Source organism: Croceibacterium ferulae (assembly GCF_003660445.1).
Lineage (GTDB): Bacteria > Pseudomonadota > Alphaproteobacteria > Sphingomonadales > Sphingomonadaceae > Croceibacterium > Croceibacterium ferulae.
This window is the reverse complement of record NZ_QZVQ01000004.1, coordinates 292,309-311,450: the sequence shown is the minus strand read 5'-3', so window position 1 is coordinate 311,450 and position 19,142 is coordinate 292,309. Positions and strand designations below refer to the sequence as shown.

Sequence of the window (19,142 nt, the reverse complement as noted above, 5' to 3'; positions counted from 1 at the left end):
ATCAGGCGCCACTCTTCCGGCAAGCCGTTACTGGTGGCCAAGCATCTGTCCTCTCGGACCGCCAGGGTAAACCCATCCCGGTTGAGCCTTGGAACTGCGTGGTGCTCGGTCATTCCGCAGCGCTTAGCTATTCGTCTGCCGGTCGTCGCACGCTCCTGAACCGTGCCAGGCTGCACCCCGCCGCCACCACGGCCAGCGCGCAAGATACCAGCAGCGGCGCGGCACAGGTGCCCAAACCGCCCGCCAGCAGGATGCCAACCGTCACTGCCGCCAGCGTCTGCCCCAGCAGGCGCGAGGTGGACAGCAGCCCGCCCGCCGCCGCCGCGCGCTCCCGCGGGGCGCGGCCGATCAGGAGGCGGCTGTTGGGGGCGAAGAACAGGCCGAAGCCCAACGCCGCCAGCGCCAACCGCCAGGAGATGCCGGTCTCGCCCGCGCTGATCGGCATGGTGGCGAGCAGCAGCAGGCCGGTGATGGCGATGACCATGCCGGTGACGCCGAGCTTGCTCGCCGCCACGCGGTCGGACAGCCAGCCCGCAACCGGCGACACGACCAGCATGGTCAGCGGAAACGGAAGCAGCAGCAGGCCGACCTTCTGCGGCGGGTAGCCGAACACACCTTCCAGCCGGAAGGGCAACGACAGCATCAGCGCGCCGCTGGCCACGAAGCAGGCGATCGCCGCCAGCGCGGACAGGCCGATGACCGGGGTCGCCAGCAGATCCACCGGCAGCACCGGCTCGCTCCGCTTCCGTTCGCGCCGGACCAGCAGCACGAGCGAGGCGACGCCGGCCACGGCGGCCACCACGCCGGGTAGCGGCGCGCCATGGCTCGCGAGCTGGATGCCGCCGATCAGCAGCAGCATGGTGGCCGCGCTCCACACACCGCTGACCCATTGCGCCGGCACGTCGCGCCGCACCGGATCGGGCAGCGCGCGGCCCAGCAGCAGCGACACGATCGCCAGCGGGGCCGCCGCCACGAACACCCACTGCCATGGCAGGTGCCCGACGATGTATCCGCCCAGCGTGGGCGCCAGTGCGGCCGAGCTGGCCACCACCACGGAGTTCACGCCCATGCCGGTGCCCAGCTTCGCCGCCGGGTAGATCTGCCGCACCATGGCGGCCGAGACGCTGAGCGCCATGCCCGCACCCAGCGCCTGCACCGTGCGCAGCGCCAGCAACCCCGGCAGGCTGCTGGCGAACAGGCACAGCGCGCTCGCCAGCATGAACAGCGTCTGCCCGGCCTGGTACAGCCGGCGATGGCCGATCCGGTCACCCAGGCTGGCAAAGGGCAGCAGCACCATCACCAGCACCAGCTGGTAGATGGCGACCACATTGGTCACGACGGAGTTGGTGACGCCCAGGTCGCGCGCGATGGTCGGCAGCGCGACATTGGCGATGTTGGTGTCCAGCACCATGACCGCCGTGCCGAAGCTGACCGCGGCGATGGCCCACCAGCGGCGGGGCGCGGGCAGGCCGTCTTCCGTGGACGCGGGACCGGCGCCGGGGTCTGCCACCTCGGCGGCCGTTCGCGTCTGCAACATGCCGGTGATGTGATGCCGCGCGCCGCCGAGTTCAACCATGGGCCGCCGGGCCGGGGGTGACAGGGGTGACACTGTTCAGGGAGTTGCTTCCAACCGATGTGTCACCCCCGTCTGCCGGGGCGAAGTTGACAACTCTGACACGGTTCACGGCACCGCTTGCAACCTGTCCGCGACACAAATGCGCGGGTACGAAGTTGACAATCCTGACACTGTCCACCGGGGTGGAAGCAGGGGCGGGCGAGGAGCGCATCGACGGGGCGCCAGCGGAAGTACGGGGGTGGGGTCGGGGGCCGGTCATGCGCCCCCCATGCCACAGGCTGCGGCGTGTAGGACAGCGGCCCCTGCCGATCACCTTTTCTTGAGGATCTCGATCCCGTTCTTCTTGGCGAACTCCTTGGTGGATTCCTCGCTGCGGTTCAGCGACTTGGCGATGTCCTTCAGCCCCTTGCCCTTGGCGGCCAGGGTGCGCAGCATGCCCGCTTCCTCCGCCTTCCACGGCTGCTTGTGACGTTCGAAGACTTCCTTGCCCATCAGCTGTCCCCTTCTGCTGCCGGCGTCTTGGCAGCGGCCTTCTTCGCCGGCGCCTTCTTCGCAGCCGGCTTCTTCGCGGCTGCTGCCTTGGCAGGAGCCTTCTTGGCCGGAGCCTTCTTCTTGGGCGCGGCCTTCTTCTTCGCCGGAGCCTTGGCGGCCCGTTCGCGGATCAGGGCGATGGCCTGTTCCTCGGTCAGGTCTTCCGGCTTCATGTCCTTGGGGATGGTCGCGTTGGTGGTGCCATCGGTGACATAGGGGCCGAAGCGGCCCGGCAGCACCTTCATCTCCGCGGCGCTGTCCGGATGCGCGCCGAAGGTCTTGATCGGCTCCGCCTTGGTGCGGGTGCCGCCCTTGCGGTTGGCGGCCTCCGCCAGCAGGCTGACGGCGGCGTTCATGCCGGTCTCGAACACCTCCGCCGTGGAGGTCAGCCGGGCATATTTGCCGTCATGCACCAGGTAGGGGCCATACTTGCCGATGCTGGCCAGGATGTCGTTGCCGGTCTCCGGATGCTGACCCACCGTGCGCGGCAGGGCGAGCAGCTTCAGCGCCCATTCCAGGTCGAAATCGGGCAGGTCCTTGGGAATGCTGGCGCGCTTCGCCTCCTTGCCCTCCCCCAGCTGCACATAGGGGCCGAAGCGGCCGGCCTTGCGCTCCACCGGCAGTCCGGTGACGGGATCGTTGCCCAGCGTCTCGTCCTGCGCCTCCGCCCCGTCGGCACCCGGCTGGCCGAAGCGGCGGCGGAAGGTGCATTCGGGGTAGTTGGCGCAGGCGATGAACGCGCCGAACTTGCCGCCGCGCATGGACAGCCGCCCGCCGTCGCGCCCTTCGGCAACGCATTTGGGGCAGGTGCGCGGGTCGCCGCCATCGGCCTGCGGCGGGAACAGGTAGTCGGACAGGAACTGGTCCAGCGCCTCCGTCACCTCGGAGGGCTGGCGCTCCATGACCTCGTCGCTCTTGGGCTTGAAGTCGCGCCAGAACGCTTCCAGCACCGTCTTCCACGCGGCGCGCCCGCCGGACACGTCGTCCAGCTCCTCCTCCATCTCGGCGGTGAAGTCGTAGCCGACATAGCGGGGGAAGAAGCGCTCCAGGAACGCGGTCAGCAGCCGGCCGGATTCCTCGGCGAAGAAGCGGTTCTTCTCCATGCGGACATAGGACCGGTCGCGCAGGGTCTGGATAGTGCTGGCATAGGTGGACGGGCGGCCGATCCCCAGCTCCTCCATCCGCTTGACCAGGCTGGCCTCGGCAAAGCGCGGCGGCGGCTGAGTGAAGTGCTGCACGGCTTCCACGCCCTTCTTCACCGGGCTGTCGCCCTTGCGCATCAGCGGCAGCAGGCCTTCGGCCTCGTCCTCATCCTTGGCGTCGAAGCCTTCCTCGTACACCGCCAGGAAGCCGGCGAACTTCACCACCTGCCCGGTGGCGCGCAGGGCATGGCGGCCGGTGGGGTCACGCAGCGTCACGGTCGTGCGTTCCAGGCTGGCGGCGGCCATCTGGCTGGCCATCGCCCGCTTGAAGATCAGGTCGTACAGCTTGCCCTCGTCACCGCTGCCGGCGCGGTCGCGGCTGAAATCGGTCGGGCGGATCGCCTCGTGCGCTTCCTGCGCGTTCTTGGCCTTGGTCTGATACTGGCGCGGCTTTTCGGGCAGGTAATGCCCGTCATACCGTTCGGTGATGGCCTTGCGGCAGGCGCTGATCGCGCTGCCGTCCATCTGCACGCCGTCCGTCCGCATGTAGGTGATGTGGCCGGCCTCGTAGAGCGTCTGCGCCAGCCGCATCGTGTGCTGCGCCGAATAGCCCAGCTTGCGCGCGGCCTCCTGCTGCAGGGTGGAGGTGGTGAACGGGGCCGCCGGGTTGCGCTTCAGCGGCTTGGTCTCGACCTCCTCCACCGTGAAGCGGCCGGCCTCGACCGCCGCCTTCGCGCGTTCTGCCGTGGCACCGTCACCGATGCTCAGCCGCTCCAGCCTGTCGCCATCGAACTGCACCAGCCGGGCGGTGAACGGCATGCCGTCCTGCTCCATCTGCGCGGAGACGGACCAGTATTCCTGCGCGGTGAAGGCCTCGATCTCCCGCTCCCGATCGACGATCAGGCGCAGCGCCACAGACTGCACGCGGCCCGCGCTCTTGGCCCCGGGCAGCTTGCGCCACAGCACGGGGCTGAGGGTGAAGCCGAACAGGTAATCCAGCGCGCGGCGGGCCAGATAGGCGTCGATCAGATCGGTATCGAGCTGCCGGGGCGCCTTCATCGCGTCGGTCACCGCAGCCTTGGTGATGGCGTTGAAGGTCACGCGCTCCACCTCCGCCGGCAGCGCTTTCCGCTTCTTCAGCAGTTCCAGCACGTGCCAGCTGATCGCCTCGCCCTCGCGATCAGGGTCGGTGGCCAGGATCAGGCGGTCGGACTTCTTCGCCGCATCGGCGATGGCCTTCACCTGGTCCTTGTTGCGCTTGTCGTCATAGATCTCCCAATCCATGGCGAAATCCTCGTCCGGGCGGACGCTGCCATCCTTGGGCGGCAGGTCGCGGACATGGCCGTAACTGGCCAGGACGCGGAAGTCCTTGCCCAGGTAGCCTTCGATGGTTTTGGCCTTGGCCGGCGATTCGACAATGACGAGCTGCATGGCAGTTGAAACGTGATCCTTCGTGTGTACGCGCGAGGGTGGAAAGCCGAGGGGCCGGTCGTCAAGTGCCGATGCGCCTGCAAAGTCGTTGCCCGCCGCCCCGCTTGCCACTATCCGCCCGGCCGCCATGGACACCACTGCCGCCACCCTGATGCCCCTCGCCGATCACGATCCGCTCGCGATCGAGGCGCTGCTCGACCTCGTCTTCGGAGACAACCGGCACGAACGCACCGCCTATGCCATCCGGCAGGGCGCGGATTACCTGCCGGCGCTCAGCTATGCGGCACTGGCGCCGGACGGCACGCTGGCGGGCACGATCCAGGCCTTCCCGGTCGCGCTGACCGATGATGCCGGCCGCGACCATCCGCTGATCATGGTCGGCCCGGTGGCGGTCCATCCCGATCGCCGTGACCAGGGCTTCGGCCGCGCGCTGATGGCGGCGCAGACCAGCGCGCTCGATCCGCGCGCGCCGCTGCCGCAGATGCTGATCGGCGACCCGGCCTATTACAACCCGTTCGGCTTCCATGCCGACTACACCGCCGGCTGGCGCTGCCCCGGCCCGTGGGAGGCGCACCGGCTGCTGCTGCGCGCCAGCAACCCCGCCGTGCTGCCCGCCACCGGCATGCTGGGCCCTTGGCGCGGTTGAGCCGGCATGGCAGGGGATGTGGCGTGACCAGCCCCGACGATCTCCTGCAACACGCCTCCCGCCCGCTGCCGCCGGTGGATCGCTGGCACCCGACGGAGGTGATCGACAGCCAGATGCGCATCGATGCGGCTGGGCGCTGGTTCTATCAGGGTTCCCCGATCGAGCGACCGGCGATGGTCCGTGCCTTCTCCACCCTGCTGTTGCGCGATGCGGCGGGGCAGCACTGGCTGATGACGCCGCAATGCCGGCAGGCGATCGCGGTGGAGGATGCCCCTTTCGTGGCGGTCGATGTGGTGCGCGAGGGCGACACGCTGGCGTTCCGCCTCAACACCGGCGACCGGGTCGAGGCCGGGCCGGACCACCCGCTGCGGGTTGGCGGCGATGCCGGGGCACCCGCGCTGTACCTTGCCGTCCGTCATGGCTGCGAAGCGCGGCTGGACCGGTCCACCTGGCTGCAGCTGGCCGATCTGGCGGAGGAGGCGCCCGACGGATCGTTCCACGTCACCAGCCGCGGAATGCGCTTCGCGCTGGAGCCGGCTTGACCCTGTTCGATCGCCCCACCCTGTTCGACCGTCTGACCGCCCTGTTCGACGAAGGGCACGGCATCGCCCTGCCCGACCTTGCCAGCGATGCCGATCTCGCCCCGCCGCGCCTGCGCCCGGCCGCGGTGCTGATCGCGGTGACGGAGCGGGTCGAACCGGGCGTGCTGCTGATCCATCGGCCGGGCACCATGCGCGCCCATGCGGGGCAGGTCGCGTTTCCGGGTGGCAAGATCGATGCGGGGGAAGACACCACGACCGCCGCCCTGCGCGAGGCGCACGAGGAGCTCGGCATCGATCCGGCGCGCGTGCAGCTGATCGGCGCCAGCGACCGCTTCGTCACCGCCACCGGCTATGACGTGACACCGGTGCTGGCCACCGTGCCGGCCGACCTGCCGATCACGCCCAATCCGGCGGAGGTCAGCGCATGGTTCGAGGCGCCGCTGCGCTTTCTGCTCGACCCCGCCAACCATCGGCAGCGCACCGGCGAATGGCTGGGGCAGCGCCGCCACTATACCGAGATCATGTGGCAGGATCACCGCATCTGGGGCATCACCGCCGCGATCCTGACCAACCTGTCGCGCCGCCTGCGCTGGCAAAGCCTGTTCGAAGGATCCCCATCTTGACCCGCCTGCCCGCCGCCCCCTGGACCGCCCGGTCTGACCTCGCCATGCTGGTCGATGCGCTGGGGCCGGACAACCTGCGCTGGGTCGGTGGCGCGGTGCGGGACACACTGCTGGAGCAGCCGGTAAAGGATGTGGACGCCGCCACGCCCCTGCTGCCCGATGATGTGCTGGCCCGGCTGGCCACGGCGGGCATCCGCGCCGTGCCCACCGGCATCGCGCATGGCACTGTCACCGCCGTGCTGCCCGATGGTCCGGTGGAGATCACCACCCTGCGGCGCGATGTCGCCACGGATGGCCGCCATGCCACCATCGCCTTCGCCAGCGAATGGCGCGACGATGCCGCCCGCCGCGATTTCACCATCAACGCGCTTTATGCCGATCCGCGCACGCTGGAGATCAGCGACTGGTTCGACGGGCTTGCCGATCTGGCGCAGCGGCGGGTGCGCTTCATCGGCGATCCGGTCCAGCGCATCCGCGAGGACCACCTGCGCATCCTGCGATATTACCGCTTCCAGGCGCGCTTCGGCGCGGAGCTGGATGAAGCGGCGGAAGCAGCTTGTGCCGAGCTGGCGCCGACCCTGAAAGGCCTCAGCCGCGAACGCGTGGCGATGGAGCTGCTGAATCTGCTGGCGCTGCCCGACCCGGCGGCGACCCTGGCGCGCATGGACGCAGCCGGCGTGCTGCCGATCGCCCTGCCCGAACGCAGCGCCGAAGGCATTGCCCTGCTGCACCAGCTGATCGGGTGGGAACAGGCGCATGCGATGGTGCCGGACCCGCTGCGCCGGCTGGCCGCCCTGCTGCCGGCCGATCCCCGACCGGCCGAGCAGGCCGCCGCGCGGCTGCGCCTGTCCACGGCACAGCGCAAGCGGCTGGCGCTGGCAGCGGGTCGGCAGGCGAGCGACCGGGATGATCCACGCGCGCTTGCCTATCGGCTGGGCCGGGCGGAAGCGCTGGACCGGCTGGCCCTGACCGGCGGTGACCCGTCACCCCTGGCCGGATGGGATGTGCCGGCCTTCCCGCTGAAAGGCGGCGCGATCATCGCCCGCGGGATCACTGCCGGGCCGGACGTCGCCCGGCTGCTGCGCACGGTGGAGGATCGCTGGATCGACCGCCGGTTTCCAGGGCCGGATGCAACCGCGGCCCTGCTGGACGAGGTGCTCGCCGCAGATCGGCGCAGCTGAAATGTTGCACTGCACCCACTTCGTCCCGTCTGAGTAACGACTGGCCGATTAAGGTACCCCCCGGCGGGCGTTTTCGCGTTGAATAGCGGCAACGGGTTATCCGGGCGGGGAAAGTGGAAGCCTTGCGGCGACCATCGTCGGCGACAAGCGGACTGGTTCCTCGTCCTGATCCCGTGAACAGAACCGCGGCCTCACGGCCTCCAAGACTGTCAGACGAATATACGGAGTTGATCATATGAACATCAGGACCCTCGCGAGCGTTGCAGCCCTTGCCTGCACCACCGCACTGGCCCCCGCCGCCCTGGCCCAGGCGACCGCGCCTGCCGCCACCACCCCCGCCACCGGCGCCCCCGCCGGCGATAGCGGCGTGACCGTGGGCGCGACCGTTTACGGTCCGGATGGAAATCCGGTTGGTACGGTCGACAAGGTCGAAGGCACCAATGTGGTCGTCAACACCGGCACCCTGAATGCCACCCTGCCGGCCAGCGTGTTCGGCACCAGTGACACGGGCCCGACGATCGGCTGGAACAAGGCCGACCTGGAAGCCGCCATCCGTGCCGAGGAGCAGAAGGCCGTCGCCGCGCTCGACACCAAGCTGGTGGCCGGCGCGCAACTGTTCACGGTCGACAACGTGGCCGTCGGCACGATCACCGAAGTGAAGCCGGATGGCATGGTCGTGGTGGAGCACACCACCGCCGGCCCGATCCAGCTGCCGAAGGACCAGATGACGGTCACGGGCGAGAACCTGACCTTCCTCGCCACCTCGGCCGATCTGAATGCGGCCGTGTCCGCGCAGGCGGGTGGTGCGGCCGCTTCGACCGAAGCCGCCACCTGATCCATTCTCGGGTCGCACCGAAGAGAGGGGCCGGGTCACCAGGGGTGCACCCGGCCCTTTTCATATGCGGCGATCAGCCGCCCGCCATCCAGAGCAGTGCGGCGACCACTGACGATCCGGCCAGCGGCGCGGCGCCGAACAGCAGCACGATGTTCACCAGCAGGACCATGCCCAGCCGCTTTTCCTGCTGGCGGGTCAGCCGCACGGGTCGGGGCTCTGGCTGCCATGGGGGCGGCACGGGCTGATCGCGAAAGTCCATGAACATGGGCAGCGCTCCTGTTGTGCTGCCCCAACGTCCGATCAGAAGCGATTATCCCGCGGAAAACCGTTGGGCGGCAATCGGCCGGCACCGCCGCGCGCGACCTTCCATTGCTGGATCTCCCGCTCCGTCCGGGTGCGGCCGGTTTCCCCGCCCATTGCCCAGCTGAGGCCTTCTTCCAGCCGGAAGGTGGTGGCGTCCGCCATGCCGCCATCGCGATAACGCTGCAGCGCCACGCCCTGCCCGCGCGCCATCTGCGGGAGTTCGTCCAGGTGGAACACCACCAGCTTGCGGTTGTCGCCGATCACCGCGACATGGTCGTCGCGTGCCGCGATCTCCCGCAGCACCGCCAGCTTCCCGTCGCCCTTCAGGTTCACCACCTGCCGGCCCTTGCGCGTTTCCGCCAGCAGCTCGCCCGTATCCGCCACGAAGCCGCGTCCGTGGCTGGATGCCAGCAGCAGGCGCAAGCCCGGACGGTGCACGATCAGCGCCATCGCCTGCACCGATGCATCCATGTCCAGCATGGTGCGGATCGGCTCCCCGAAACCGCGCGCGCCTGGCAGCTTGTCGGCACCCAGCGTGAAGAACCGCCCGTCATCGCCGGCGATCAGCAGCTTGTCCGTGGTCTGTGCGTGGACGGCGAAGGCGGGACCGTCGCCTTCCTTCCACTTCCAGTCGCCATCCAGCGGCACATGACCCTTCGCCGCGCGGATCCAGCCACGCTGCGACAGGATCACCGTCACCGGCTCCTTCTCGATCATCGCGTCCATGCTGAAGGTGACGGTCGGCGCGGCCGCGGCGATGGTGGTGCGCCGGCGACCCAGCACCGTATCCTCGCCATACTCCTTGCGCAGGGCGCGCAGGTCGCGCTTCAGCCGGGTGCGCTGCTTGGCCGGACTTTCCAGCAATGCGGTCAGCTCGCCGCGCTCCTTCTCCAGCGCATCATGCTCCTTGCGCAGTTCCAGCTCCTCCAGCTTGCGCAGGGATCGCAGCCGCATGTTCAGGATCGCCTCGGCCTGCCGGTCGGTCAGCTCGAACTCCGCGATCATCATCGCCTTGGGATTGTCCTCGGTACGGATGATCTCGATCACGCGATCCAGGTTGAGGAAGGCGATGATGTAGCCGGCGACCAGCTCCAGCCGGTCGGCGATCTTGTCCAGCCGATGGCGCGTGCGCCGCTGCAGGATGTCGATCTGGTGCGCCACCCAGTTGGACAGCAGTTCGTGCAGGCCCATCACCATCGGCGTGCGGGTGGCATCCAGCACGTTGAGGTTGAGCGAGAAGCGCACCTCCAGGTCGCTGAGCCGGTACAGCGCTTCCTTCAGCTGCTCGGGGTCGACATTGCGGCTGCGCGGCACGAACACGATGCGGACCTGTTCGTCGCTTTCGTCGCGCACATCCTCCAGGATCGGCAGCTTCCTGTCGGCGATCAGGGCCGCGATCTGCTCGATTAGCTTGCCCTTCTGCACCTGGTACGGGATTTCGGACACGACCAGCTGCCATTGCCCGCTGCCCACGCGCTCGATCCCGGCCTCCCGATCCGGGCCGGCGCCCGCCTCCGGCGCATGGAAGCGGGCGCGCATGCGGAAGGCGCCGCGCCCGGTCTCGTAGGCTGCGCTGATCGCCTCCGGCCCGTCCACGATCAGGCCGCCGGTGGCAAAATCCGGGCCGTGAAACAGCTCCATCAGCCGCTGATGCGTGGCATGGGGATTGTCGATCAGTTCCAGCGTGGCATCCAGGATCTCCGCCACGTTGTGGCTGGGGATGCTGGTGGCCATGCCCACCGCGATCCCGCTGGCACCATTGGCCAGCAGGTTGGGGAACAGGCCGGGGAAGAGCACCGGCTCCTCCTCCTCGTTGTTGTAGGTCGGCACGAAGTCGGCCGCCCCCTCGTCCAGCCCCTGCATCAGCGACAAGGCCGTGCGGGTCAGGCGGCATTCGGTGTAGCGGTAGGCGGCGGCGCTATCGCCGTCGATATTGCCGAAATTCCCCTGCCCTTCCACCAGCGGGTATCGCAGGGTGAAATCCTGCGCCAGGCGGACCATGGCGTCATAGACCGCCACGTCGCCATGCGGGTGGTACTTGCCGATCACGTCACCCACCACGCGCGCCGATTTCTTGGGGGCGTCCGTCGGGTTCAGCTTGAGCTGGCGCATGGTCCACAGCAGGCGGCGGTGGACCGGCTTCAGCCCGTCGCGCAGGTCCGGCAGCGACCGGGCGGTGATGGTGGACAGGGCATAGACGAGGTAGCGTTCGGACAGCGCGCTATCGAACGGCGTGTCGATGATCGCATCGAACGGGTCTTTTTCAGCATCGATGGTGGCCATGCGCCCTGCCCTATCACCGGCACGCCCGGGGACAAAGGGTGCGGGCGGGGGGAACGGTCGGCTTCCCCCACTCATTGCAGGCCGAACGCCTTTCAAGGAGAAGCACGATGGCACAGCGTATATTGATCATGGCCACGGACGGTTTCGAACAGTCCGAGCTGGAAGAGCCGATGGAGCTGCTGCAGGACGCCGGATACGAGGTGCTGGTGGCCAGCCCGGAAGAAGGCTCCATCCAGGGTTGGGACCAGGACGACTGGGGCGACGATGTCGACGTCGACCTGACGCTGGACGAGGCGAATGCGGACGATTTCGACGCGCTGCTGCTGCCCGGCGGACAGATCAACCCGGACAAGCTGCGCATGGACCAGCAGGCGGTGCAACTGGTGCGTGACTTCGTGGATGCCGGCAAGCCGGTGGCGGCGATCTGCCACGGGCCCTGGCTGCTGGTGGAAGCGGACGTGGTGCGCGGCAAGCGGGTGACCAGCTGGCCCTCCATCCGCACCGACCTGAAGAATGCCGGCGCGAACGTGGTGGACGAGGAAGCGGTGGTGGACGGGCAGTTCGTCACCAGCCGCAAGCCGGATGACATCCCGGCATTCGTGAAGGCGCTGCAGGGTCTGCTGGAGAAGGCGGAAGCCTGATCTAGGGCACTTTGGCCAGCAGGCCGTCCAACCCCTCCTGCAGCACGATCTGGCACGAAAGCCGGCTCGTGCTGCAGGCGGCGGGCGCGAGGTCGAGCAGGTCTTCCTCCTCGGCGCTGGCGGGCGGCAGGCAGTCGAACCATTGCGGCGCGATGATCAGGTGGCAGGTGGAACAGGCCATCTGCCCTTCGCAGGTGCCTTCCAGCGGCAGGCCGGCGGCCTGGGCTATGTCCAGCAGCCGGTCGCCAGGCTGCGCCTCGGCCGTGATGCGCTGGCCGGTGCGGTCGAGAAAATGGACCTGCATCAACCCTGCGCCGCGGCGGCGGGGTTGAGCAGCGCGGCGGCGTCCTCCAGTTCCGCTTCGGTGGTGTAGCGACCCAGCCCCAGACGGATCGATCCCTTCGCCTCTGCCGCAGACAGGCCGATGGCGGCGAGCACGCGGCTGGGCTTGCCGCTGTCGCTGGCGCAGGCGCTGCCGGCGGAGAAGGCCACTGTCCGCACCTCCGACATCAGGCGTGCCACGTCCAGCCCCGTGCGGCGGAGATTGAGATTGCTCCTGATGCGATGCTCGCCGCTGCCATTCAGCTGCCAGCCGGCGAACAGTTCAAGTGCGCGGGCGAACAGGCGGTCCATGTGCAGGGCGTCCTCCTCCATGCGGGCCAGCGCCAGTTCGGCGGCTGCGCCCATGCCGGCGCACAAGGCCGGGCTCAGCGTGCCGGAGCGGAGGCCACCCTCCTGCCCGCCGCCGGTGATCAGCGGCTGCAGTTCCACGCCATCGCGCACCCACAGCGCGCCGATGCCCTTCGGCCCATAGAACTTGTGCGCGCTGATCGCGATCATGTCGGCCGCCGCGATCGGCAGCCTGCCCGCCGCCTGCACCGCGTCGCACACGAACAGGGCACCGGCGGCCTGCGCACGTTCGTACAGGCGCGCGGCCGGCTGGATCGTCCCGATCTCGTTATTGACCTGCATCACGCTGACCAGGCCCACATCGTGCGGCCAGTCCGCCTCGGCATCCACCAGCCCGTCGGCGTCCACCGGCAGTACGGTCAGCGATCCGGGCAGGGCGCGCGCGGTTTCCTCCACCGCCGCATGTTCGATTCCGCTGATCGCCACCCCCGCGCCGGACCGGCCCGGCTCGCAGCCGCGCAGCGCCAGGTTCAGCGCCTCCGTCGCGCTGCCGGTGAAGATCACCCGCCCGCCGGCCGGGAAAAGCGCCACCACCCGCTCCCGCGCCAGTTCCACCGCAGCCTCCGCCTGCCGGCCCAGCCGGTGCGGCGAATGCGGGTTGCCGAAGCTGGTGCTGTCCGCCCCGCCCAGCCAGCGCTCCATCGCCGCGCGCGCCTCGGGTGCCAGCGGCGTGGTCGCCTGATGGTCGAGATAGATCATGCCGCCCGGCTTGCCGCCTGCCGGGCCATGTCGAGCCAGGCATCGCAGAAGCGCTGCAGGTCCGCCCGGGTGGTGTTCCAGCCCAGGCTGATGCGGATCGTGCGCGCGGCCAGATCGTCCGGCAGGCCGATGGCGGCGAGCACGTGGCTGGTGCGCAGGGAGCCGGAGGAACAGGCACTCCCCTGGCTGACCGCGATGCCGGCGAGGTCGAACCGCATCAGCTGCGCCGTGGCGGACAGGCTCGGCATGGCCAGCGCATGGATGTAGGCCGTGGGTGCGTCCAGCCGGTCGGACAGCCAGGTGCCGCCAAGCGCCCGGACCTCCGCCGCGAACGGCAACAGGATCTCGCCGGCCTCCCACTCCATGTATGGCTCGCCACCCGCCGCCAGCGCGGCGGCCATGGCCAGGGCACCCGGCAGGTTCTCCGTGCCGGAGCGATAGCCGCGTTCCTGCCCGCCACTTGCGCGCAGCATGGCCCAGTCCCTGACCAGCAATGCGCCGATGCCGATCGGGCCGCCGAACTTGTGCGCCGACAGGATCGCCATGTCCGGTTCGCCGGTCAGGCGATACTTGCCCGCACTCTGCGATGCGTCGACCAGCAGCAGGCCGCCCGCCGCATGCACGATTTCGGCAATCTCGCACATGTCCTGCCAGTTGCCCGTTTCCGAATTGAGCGACTGCACCGCCACCAGCGGCTCGTCTGCAGCGGCGAGTTCGCGGGTCAACGCCTCGAGGTCGAGTGCGCCATCAGGCCCGACCGGCAGGACCGTCGCGCCGGCGGCGGCGCGCAGGATGCTCTCATGCTCCACCGCGCTGACCAGCCGGCTGCCGGCCTGCGCGTGGTTCAGCGCCAGGGCCGCGGCCTCGCTGGCCCCGCTGGTGAAGACCAGCTCCCCCGTCCAACCGAGCGTTTCCTTGATCCGCTCGCGCGCATCTTCCAGCGCCCGGCGCGCGGCGCGGCCTTCCGCATGCGGGCTGGACGGATTGGCCCACAGGCGGCAGCCTTCCTGCAGCGCGGCAAGCGCCTGCGGACGGAGCGGCGTGGTCGCCGCGTGATCAAGATAGATGCGGGTCATTCGTGACAATTGCGATTTGGGCTCGCAATCCTATATAGCGGCGCACTTTCCGCACGCCAGCCGCGCCTGCAATACAGCACGCCAGACCAAGCACGCCAAACCAAGCACGAGAGTCCTGCCAACGATGCCATCCGTTATCTTTCCCGGTCCCGAAGGCCGCCTCGAAGGCCGTTTCTCCCCCGCCACCCGTCCGCGGGCGCCGGTGGCCATGATCCTGCACCCCCATTCGCAGGGTGGCGGCACCATGAACGACCGGATCGTGCAGCGCCTGTACAAGACCTTCACCGATCGCGGCTTCGCCACCCTGCGCTTCAACTTCCGGGGCGTGGGCCGCAGCCAGGGCAGCTTCGACAACGGTATCGGCGAGCTGAGCGATGCCGCCAGTGCGCTGGACTGGGTGCAGCAGGTTCATCCCGAAGCGCAGACCACCTGGGTCGCAGGCGTCAGCTTCGGCGCGCTGATCGGCATGCAGCTGCTGATGCGCCGGCCGGAGATCCGCGGCTTCATCTCCATCGCGCCGCCGGCCAACATGTACGACTTCTCCTTCCTGGCCCCGTGCCCCGCCAGCGGCATCTTCATCCAGGGAACGGCGGACACGGTGGTGCAGCCCAATTCGGTGCAGAAGCTGGTCGACAAGCTGCGCACGCAGAAGCACATCACCATCCATCACGAGGAAATCCCGCGGGCCAACCACTTCTTCGAGAACGAGCAGGAAGAGCTGATGGCGTCCGTGGACCGCTATCTCGACTTCCGGCTGGATCCGGCCTGCACCATCCGGTGACGGCTGGCGGATGATCGGTCAGGGCGGGGGTAGCGACCAGATGGCGATATTCGCCAGCATCACCCCCGCCAGCACCAGCATCAGCCACGCCTGCCGCGACGCGCCGCCCCGGCGCCACAGCCAGGCGGCGCCGATGACCAGCGCGATCGCGGCCAGCATGGTGAGGGACAGCACGAAATCCATCGCCAGGCTGTAGCGCTTTGTCGCCCCCGGCGGAACCCGTGGCCCGCGCCGCCCATTGCCAGCCCGAAGCCGCGCGGACTGCGCGGCAGCAGGAGACAGGCCTTGGGCATTTTTCAGAAGATCACTGACGCAATCCTGGGCAAGAAGCCTGAAAAGCCGGCCGCCGCGCCTGCCCGCCCGGCCGCAGCACCGCCACGCCCGGCAGCTCAGGCGGCGCCGGCTCCCGCCGCCCCCCACCCTGCAGCGCCCGCCGCTGCCCCGGCGCTCAGCGAAGTCGATGTGGAAGCACGCCTGTCCGCCATGGACGGCGCGGATGGGCTGAACTGGCGCAGCTCGATCGTCGACCTGCTCAAGCTGCTCGACATCGATTCCAGCTTTGCCAACCGCAAGGAACTGGCGGGCGAACTGGGCGACACGAACTATTCCGGTGAAGCGGCGGAAAACATCGCGTTGCACAAGCGCGTGATGCGCGAACTGGCCAAGAACGGCGGCAAGGTGCCCGCTACGCTGACCGACTGATCGGTCTTTTCAATACCTTGCCCCCCAGGCCGCACCTGTCGTAGCTTCACCGCTCTGACAGGCGGCTTGGGGGAGTCGGATGCGTTTTCTGGGACTGATGGTGGTGCTGGCATGCTGGCCGGGTGCGGCACAGGCGCGCTGGCTGGAGGCGGCGAGCGACCATTTCGTCATCTATGCCGACACGCGGGAAGCCACCCTGCAGGAGTTCTCCGAAGAGCTGGAACTGTATCACAGCGCGGTGGAGACGATCTCCGGACGCGCCGCGGTGACGCCCAGCCCTTCCAGCCGGCTCACCGTCTATGTCGTGGGCGATACGCGCCAAGTGCGACGGATCAGCGGCGATGGCGACCGCTTCGTGGCCGGTTTCTACATCCCGCGGGCCAACGGTTCGATCGCCTTCGTGCCGCGCATCACCACGCGGGGCAGCGCGACCGACTTCTCGCAGATCGTGCTGTTGCACGAATATGCCCACCATCTGCTGATCTCGACCGGCAATCACGCGATGCCGCGCTGGCTGTCCGAAGGGGCGGCGGAGTTCTACGCCTCGGCCAAGTTCAAGCGCGATGGCAGCATACAGATCGGCGGCCCGGCCAGCCATCGTGCGGGCGAGCTGTTCCATGCCGTCAACGTGCCGGTGGACCAGCTGCTGGATGATGTGCGCTATCGCGAGGAACGCGGCCGGTCCTACGATGCCTATTACGGCCGTTCCTGGCTCCTCTACCATTACCTGATCTTCAGCGAGGAGCGCAAAGGCCAGCTGAGCAATTACTGGCGCATGGTCACCACGGGCACACCCAGCCTGCAGGCCGGGCAGGAGGCTTTCGGCGACCTGGCGGTGCTGGAGGACGAGCTGGACGACTATCTCAACGGCCGGCGCATGAACCAGCTGGAGCTGAAGAACCTTTCCAGATCGCCCATAACCATCCGCCCGCTGAGTGCAGGCGAAGCGGCGGTCATGCCGCTGCGCATGGTGTCCAAGCGCGGCGTCAACCGCGAACAGGCGCTGGAATTGCTGCCCGACATGCGGAAGGTGGCCGCCGCCCATCCGCAGGACGGGGCCGTGCAGGCCGCACTGGCCGAGGCGGAATATGATGCCGGAAACGATGAGGCGGCGATCGCTGCGGCGGATGCGGCGTTGGCGCTCGATCCGTCGCAGGTGAACGCCTATGTGCAAAAGGGTTACGCGCTGTTCCGGTCGGCAGGGGGCGGCGACGATCAGGCTGCGGCCTATCAGACAGCCATGGCGCCGTTCCGCGCGCTGAATGCGCGGGAGAACGACCATCCCCTGCCGCTGATCTACTATTATCGCAGCTACCTCGAACGTGGGGCGGAGCCGGACAAGCTGGCGATCCAGGCGCTGGAGCGTGCCCTGGAACTGGCCCCCTTCGATCAGGACCTCAGGATGATGACCGCGCTGCAGCAGGCCAGCGAAGGACGGCTGGAACAGGCGCGGCTGACGCTGCAGCCGGTCGCCTTCGCACCCCATGCCGGCGGACGATCCATCGCGGCGGGACGCCTGCTGGCCTATCTGGCGGATCGGGAAGAGGGCGGCGTCATCGGCATGGAACCGCTGCTGACCGCCATGCGGGAGATGGCTGCCGAAGACCTGGCTACGGCCATTACCGGTGCAGTGGACACGCCGGAGGTGGACTGAAAAAACAGGCGGGGCCGACGATGCGGCCCCGCCCTGTCCGGTTCACGCCGGCTGCGGCGCCGCCTGCCGCACGCTTTCGTCCACATGCGCTTCGAAATCGGCGAAGTTGTCGACGAACAGCTGCACCAGCTTGCCCGCCGCAGCGTCATATTCATCCTTGTCCGGCCAGGTGGCGCGCGGGTCCAGGATGGTCTGGTCGATCCCGGCGGCAGCCAGCGCCGGCACGCTGACGGGCACGTCGAAGCCGAAATTGGGGTCCTTGCGGAACTCGGCATCGTTCAGCGATCCGTCCAGCGCGGCGTTCAGCAGCGCGCGGGTTGCCTTGATCGGCATCCGCTTGCCCACGCCGTACTTGCCGCCGGTCCAGCCGGTGTTGAGCAGCCAGCACTGCACACCGCCCTTGGCGATCCGCTCCTTCAGCAAATTGCCATAGACGCTGGGATGGCGCGGCATGAAGGGCGCACCGAAGCAGGTGGAGAAGGTCGCCTCCGGCTCGGTCACGCCGATCTCGGTCCCTGCCACCTTGGCGGTGTAGCCCGAGAGGAAATGGTACATCGCCTGGTCCGGCGTCAGCCGTGCGATCGGCGGCAGCACGCCGAACGCATCCGCCGTCAGCATCACCACGTTGGACGGCACCGGGCCGAGGTTCTCCGCCGAGCTGTTGGGGATGAACTCGATCGGATATGCGCCCCGGCTGTTCTCCGCCAGGCTGTTGTCGTCGAAGTCCAGCTGCCGCGTGTCCGGATCCATCACCACGTTTTCCAGCACCGTGCCGAAGCGGCGCGTTGTGGCGAAGATCTCGGGCTCGGCCTCTTCCGACAGGCGGATCATCTTGGCATAGCACCCGCCTTCGAAGTTGAAGACGGCGGTATCGGACCAGCCATGCTCGTCATCGCCGATCAGCGTGCGGCTGGCATCGGCGGACAGGGTCGTCTTGCCGGTGCCCGACAGGCCGAAGAACACCGCCGTGCGCCCGTCCGGCCCCACATTGGCCGAACAGTGCATCGGCATCACGCCCCTGGCCGGCAGCAGGTAGTTCAGGATGCCGAAGACGCTCTTCTTCATCTCGCCCGCATAGGCCGTGCCGCCGATCAGGATCAGCTTCTCCGTCACGCTGACGGCCACCACCGTCTCCGTACGGCAGCCGTGCCGTTCGGGATCGGCGCGGAAGCTGGGCAGGTCGATGATCGTGTAATCGGGCGCAAAACCCTCCAGCTCAACCGGCTTGGGCCGGACGAGCAGGGTGCGGATGAACAGATTGTGCCACGCCAATTCGTTGATGACGCGCACGTTCACGCGATATTCCGGCTGCGATCCGCCGAACAGGTCGGCGACGAACAGCTCGTCCTTTTCGGCCAGAGCGGCCAGGAAATCGACCTTCAGTGCGGCGAAATGCGCCTCGCTCATGGACTTGTTGACCTTGCCCCACCACACGGTGCCTTCGGTCTCCGCATCGCGGACCAGGAACTTGTCCTTGGCGGAGCGGCCCGTATGTCGCCCCGTTTCTACCACCAGCGGGCCATCTGCGGCCAGCCGGCCTTCGCCGCGGGCAACGGCCTGTTCGACCAGCGCGGCGGTGCCCAGATTGGCGTGGATGGTGGCGTCGGTGGCGATCCCCTGCTCCGAAAGCGGGAACGACAAGGTAGCTGTCACTGCTGAATTCTCCCTATTGGGCTTGCGTGCATCCTGCGGCGCTCCGGCCCCAGACATGGTTGTGTGCACCCCGTCCCCCAGCGTCGTGAGACCGCGCCAAAGGTGGCCGGGGATCCCCGTCACACGCCGCGAAGCATCCACGATCAGGCACGG

General features: G+C 68.5%; 19 protein-coding genes. 9 read left to right on the top strand and 10 right to left on the bottom strand.

Translation table 11 applies throughout. The annotated features are described in order from the left end of the window. Positions 1–127 precede the first annotated feature (127 nt). From D5S08_RS06760 to topA, 3 genes are all read right to left on the bottom strand, one after another. On the bottom strand, positions 128–1,537 hold the full coding sequence (locus D5S08_RS06760; protein WP_121117079.1) for an MFS transporter: 1,410 nt from the start codon (positions 1,535–1,537) through the stop codon (positions 128–130). Positions 1,538–1,885: 348 nt separating this feature from the next. Beyond that, positions 1,886–2,068 (bottom strand): hypothetical protein, encoded by a 183-nt coding sequence (locus D5S08_RS06755; RefSeq protein WP_121116812.1) that lies wholly within the window; start codon positions 2,066–2,068, stop codon positions 1,886–1,888. Next, the gene (gene topA, locus D5S08_RS06750; protein WP_121116810.1) at positions 2,068–4,680 is read right to left on the bottom strand and encodes a type I DNA topoisomerase; all 2,613 of its coding nucleotides are present in this window, start codon (positions 4,678–4,680) and stop codon (positions 2,068–2,070) included. The genes D5S08_RS06755 and topA overlap by 1 nt, the downstream gene beginning before the upstream one ends. 127 nt (positions 4,681–4,807) lie before the next feature. On the opposite strand from topA, the gene D5S08_RS06745 reads away from it, so the two are divergent. The 5 genes from D5S08_RS06745 (at position 4,808) to D5S08_RS16665 (ending at position 8,507) form a co-directional block, all read left to right on the top strand. Beyond that, positions 4,808–5,326, top strand: coding sequence for a GNAT family N-acetyltransferase (locus D5S08_RS06745; RefSeq protein WP_121116809.1), 519 nt, complete (start codon positions 4,808–4,810; stop codon positions 5,324–5,326). A gap of 23 nt (positions 5,327–5,349) precedes the next feature. After that, complete coding sequence (locus tag D5S08_RS06740; protein ID WP_241557267.1) at positions 5,350–5,868, top strand: DUF1285 domain-containing protein; 519 nt, start codon at positions 5,350–5,352, stop codon at positions 5,866–5,868. Next, positions 5,865–6,491 carry a CoA pyrophosphatase gene (locus tag D5S08_RS06735; RefSeq protein WP_241557266.1) on the top strand — a complete coding sequence of 209 codons (627 nt, stop codon included), beginning with the start codon at positions 5,865–5,867 and terminating at the stop codon, positions 6,489–6,491. The genes D5S08_RS06740 and D5S08_RS06735 overlap by 4 nt, the downstream gene beginning before the upstream one ends. After that, positions 6,485–7,672, top strand: coding sequence for a CCA tRNA nucleotidyltransferase (locus D5S08_RS06730; protein ID WP_121117073.1), 1,188 nt, complete (start codon positions 6,485–6,487; stop codon positions 7,670–7,672). The genes D5S08_RS06735 and D5S08_RS06730 overlap by 7 nt, the downstream gene beginning before the upstream one ends. Positions 7,673–7,907: 235 nt before the next feature. After that, the gene (locus tag D5S08_RS16665; RefSeq protein ID WP_121116807.1) at positions 7,908–8,507 is read left to right on the top strand and encodes a hypothetical protein; all 600 of its coding nucleotides are present in this window, start codon (positions 7,908–7,910) and stop codon (positions 8,505–8,507) included. Between the two features lie 73 nt (positions 8,508–8,580). Here the strand turns inward: D5S08_RS16665 and D5S08_RS06720 are convergent, their stop codons facing one another. After that, on the bottom strand, positions 8,581–8,772 hold the full coding sequence (locus D5S08_RS06720; RefSeq protein WP_121116804.1) for a hypothetical protein: 192 nt from the start codon (positions 8,770–8,772) through the stop codon (positions 8,581–8,583). 35 nt (positions 8,773–8,807) lie between these two features. Next, positions 8,808–11,093 carry a DNA topoisomerase IV subunit A gene (gene parC, locus D5S08_RS06715; RefSeq protein ID WP_121116802.1) on the bottom strand — a complete coding sequence of 762 codons (2,286 nt, stop codon included), beginning with the start codon at positions 11,091–11,093 and terminating at the stop codon, positions 8,808–8,810. Positions 11,094–11,200: 107 nt separating this feature from the next. Between parC and D5S08_RS06710 the strand changes: the two genes are divergently transcribed. After that, positions 11,201–11,734 (top strand): type 1 glutamine amidotransferase domain-containing protein, encoded by a 534-nt coding sequence (locus tag D5S08_RS06710; protein WP_121116800.1) that lies wholly within the window; start codon positions 11,201–11,203, stop codon positions 11,732–11,734. 1 nt (position 11,735) lies between these two features. Here the strand turns inward: D5S08_RS06710 and D5S08_RS06705 are convergent, their stop codons facing one another. From D5S08_RS06705 to D5S08_RS06695, 3 genes are read right to left on the bottom strand one after another with little or no spacing between them, the layout of a single operon-like run. Beyond that, entirely contained in the window at positions 11,736–12,038 is a 303-nt protein-coding gene (locus tag D5S08_RS06705) for a 2Fe-2S iron-sulfur cluster-binding family protein (protein ID WP_121116798.1), read from the bottom strand. Then, positions 12,038–13,123, bottom strand: coding sequence for a cysteine desulfurase family protein (locus D5S08_RS06700; protein WP_121116796.1), 1,086 nt, complete (start codon positions 13,121–13,123; stop codon positions 12,038–12,040). The genes D5S08_RS06705 and D5S08_RS06700 overlap by 1 nt, the downstream gene beginning before the upstream one ends. Then, positions 13,120–14,199, bottom strand: a complete 1,080-nt coding sequence (locus tag D5S08_RS06695; RefSeq protein WP_121116794.1) for a cysteine desulfurase family protein — start codon at positions 14,197–14,199, stop codon at positions 13,120–13,122. Before D5S08_RS06695 ends, D5S08_RS06700 begins: the two co-directional genes overlap by 4 nt. Positions 14,200–14,323: 124 nt before the next feature. On the opposite strand from D5S08_RS06695, the gene D5S08_RS06690 reads away from it, so the two are divergent. Continuing rightward, positions 14,324–14,980: an alpha/beta hydrolase gene (locus tag D5S08_RS06690; protein ID WP_121116792.1), complete on the top strand. Its 657-nt coding sequence runs from the start codon at positions 14,324–14,326 to the stop codon at positions 14,978–14,980. An 18-nt stretch (positions 14,981–14,998) separates the two neighbouring features. On the opposite strand, the gene D5S08_RS16905 is transcribed toward D5S08_RS06690, so the two are convergent. Continuing rightward, positions 14,999–15,163 (bottom strand): hypothetical protein, encoded by a 165-nt coding sequence (locus tag D5S08_RS16905; protein ID WP_175578890.1) that lies wholly within the window; start codon positions 15,161–15,163, stop codon positions 14,999–15,001. A 102-nt stretch (positions 15,164–15,265) separates the two neighbouring features. On the opposite strand from D5S08_RS16905, the gene D5S08_RS06685 reads away from it, so the two are divergent. Next, complete coding sequence (locus D5S08_RS06685) at positions 15,266–15,682, top strand: DUF3597 domain-containing protein (protein WP_121116790.1); 417 nt, start codon at positions 15,266–15,268, stop codon at positions 15,680–15,682. Positions 15,683–15,761: 79 nt separating this feature from the next. Further along, positions 15,762–17,336, top strand: a complete 1,575-nt coding sequence (locus tag D5S08_RS06680; RefSeq protein WP_121116789.1) for a DUF1570 domain-containing protein — start codon at positions 15,762–15,764, stop codon at positions 17,334–17,336. Positions 17,337–17,378: 42 nt separating this feature from the next. Here D5S08_RS06680 and D5S08_RS06675 read toward each other — a convergent pair whose 3' ends face one another. Further along, on the bottom strand, positions 17,379–18,989 hold the full coding sequence (locus D5S08_RS06675) for a phosphoenolpyruvate carboxykinase (RefSeq protein ID WP_241557265.1): 1,611 nt from the start codon (positions 18,987–18,989) through the stop codon (positions 17,379–17,381). Positions 18,990–19,142 lie beyond the last annotated feature (153 nt).

Coding starts and splice junctions, on each gene's coding strand:
- D5S08_RS06760 (WP_121117079.1), bottom strand. CDS start 1,537: ATGTTGCAGACGCGAACGGCCGCCGAGGTGGCAGACCCCGGCGCCGGT.
- D5S08_RS06755 (WP_121116812.1), bottom strand. CDS start 2,068: ATGGGCAAGGAAGTCTTCGAACGTCACAAGCAGCCGTGGAAGGCGGAG.
- topA (WP_121116810.1), bottom strand. CDS start 4,680: ATGCAGCTCGTCATTGTCGAATCGCCGGCCAAGGCCAAAACCATCGAA.
- D5S08_RS06745 (WP_121116809.1), top strand. CDS start 4,808: ATGGACACCACTGCCGCCACCCTGATGCCCCTCGCCGATCACGATCCG.
- D5S08_RS16665 (WP_121116807.1), top strand. CDS start 7,908: ATGAACATCAGGACCCTCGCGAGCGTTGCAGCCCTTGCCTGCACCACC.
- D5S08_RS06720 (WP_121116804.1), bottom strand. CDS start 8,772: ATGTTCATGGACTTTCGCGATCAGCCCGTGCCGCCCCCATGGCAGCCA.
- parC (WP_121116802.1), bottom strand. CDS start 11,093: ATGGCCACCATCGATGCTGAAAAAGACCCGTTCGATGCGATCATCGAC.
- D5S08_RS06710 (WP_121116800.1), top strand. CDS start 11,201: ATGGCACAGCGTATATTGATCATGGCCACGGACGGTTTCGAACAGTCC.
- D5S08_RS06705 (WP_121116798.1), bottom strand. CDS start 12,038: ATGCAGGTCCATTTTCTCGACCGCACCGGCCAGCGCATCACGGCCGAG.
- D5S08_RS06700 (WP_121116796.1), bottom strand. CDS start 13,123: ATGATCTATCTCGACCATCAGGCGACCACGCCGCTGGCACCCGAGGCG.
- D5S08_RS06695 (WP_121116794.1), bottom strand. CDS start 14,199: ATGACCCGCATCTATCTTGATCACGCGGCGACCACGCCGCTCCGTCCG.
- D5S08_RS06690 (WP_121116792.1), top strand. CDS start 14,324: ATGCCATCCGTTATCTTTCCCGGTCCCGAAGGCCGCCTCGAAGGCCGT.
- D5S08_RS16905 (WP_175578890.1), bottom strand. CDS start 15,163: ATGGATTTCGTGCTGTCCCTCACCATGCTGGCCGCGATCGCGCTGGTC.
- D5S08_RS06680 (WP_121116789.1), top strand. CDS start 15,762: ATGCGTTTTCTGGGACTGATGGTGGTGCTGGCATGCTGGCCGGGTGCG.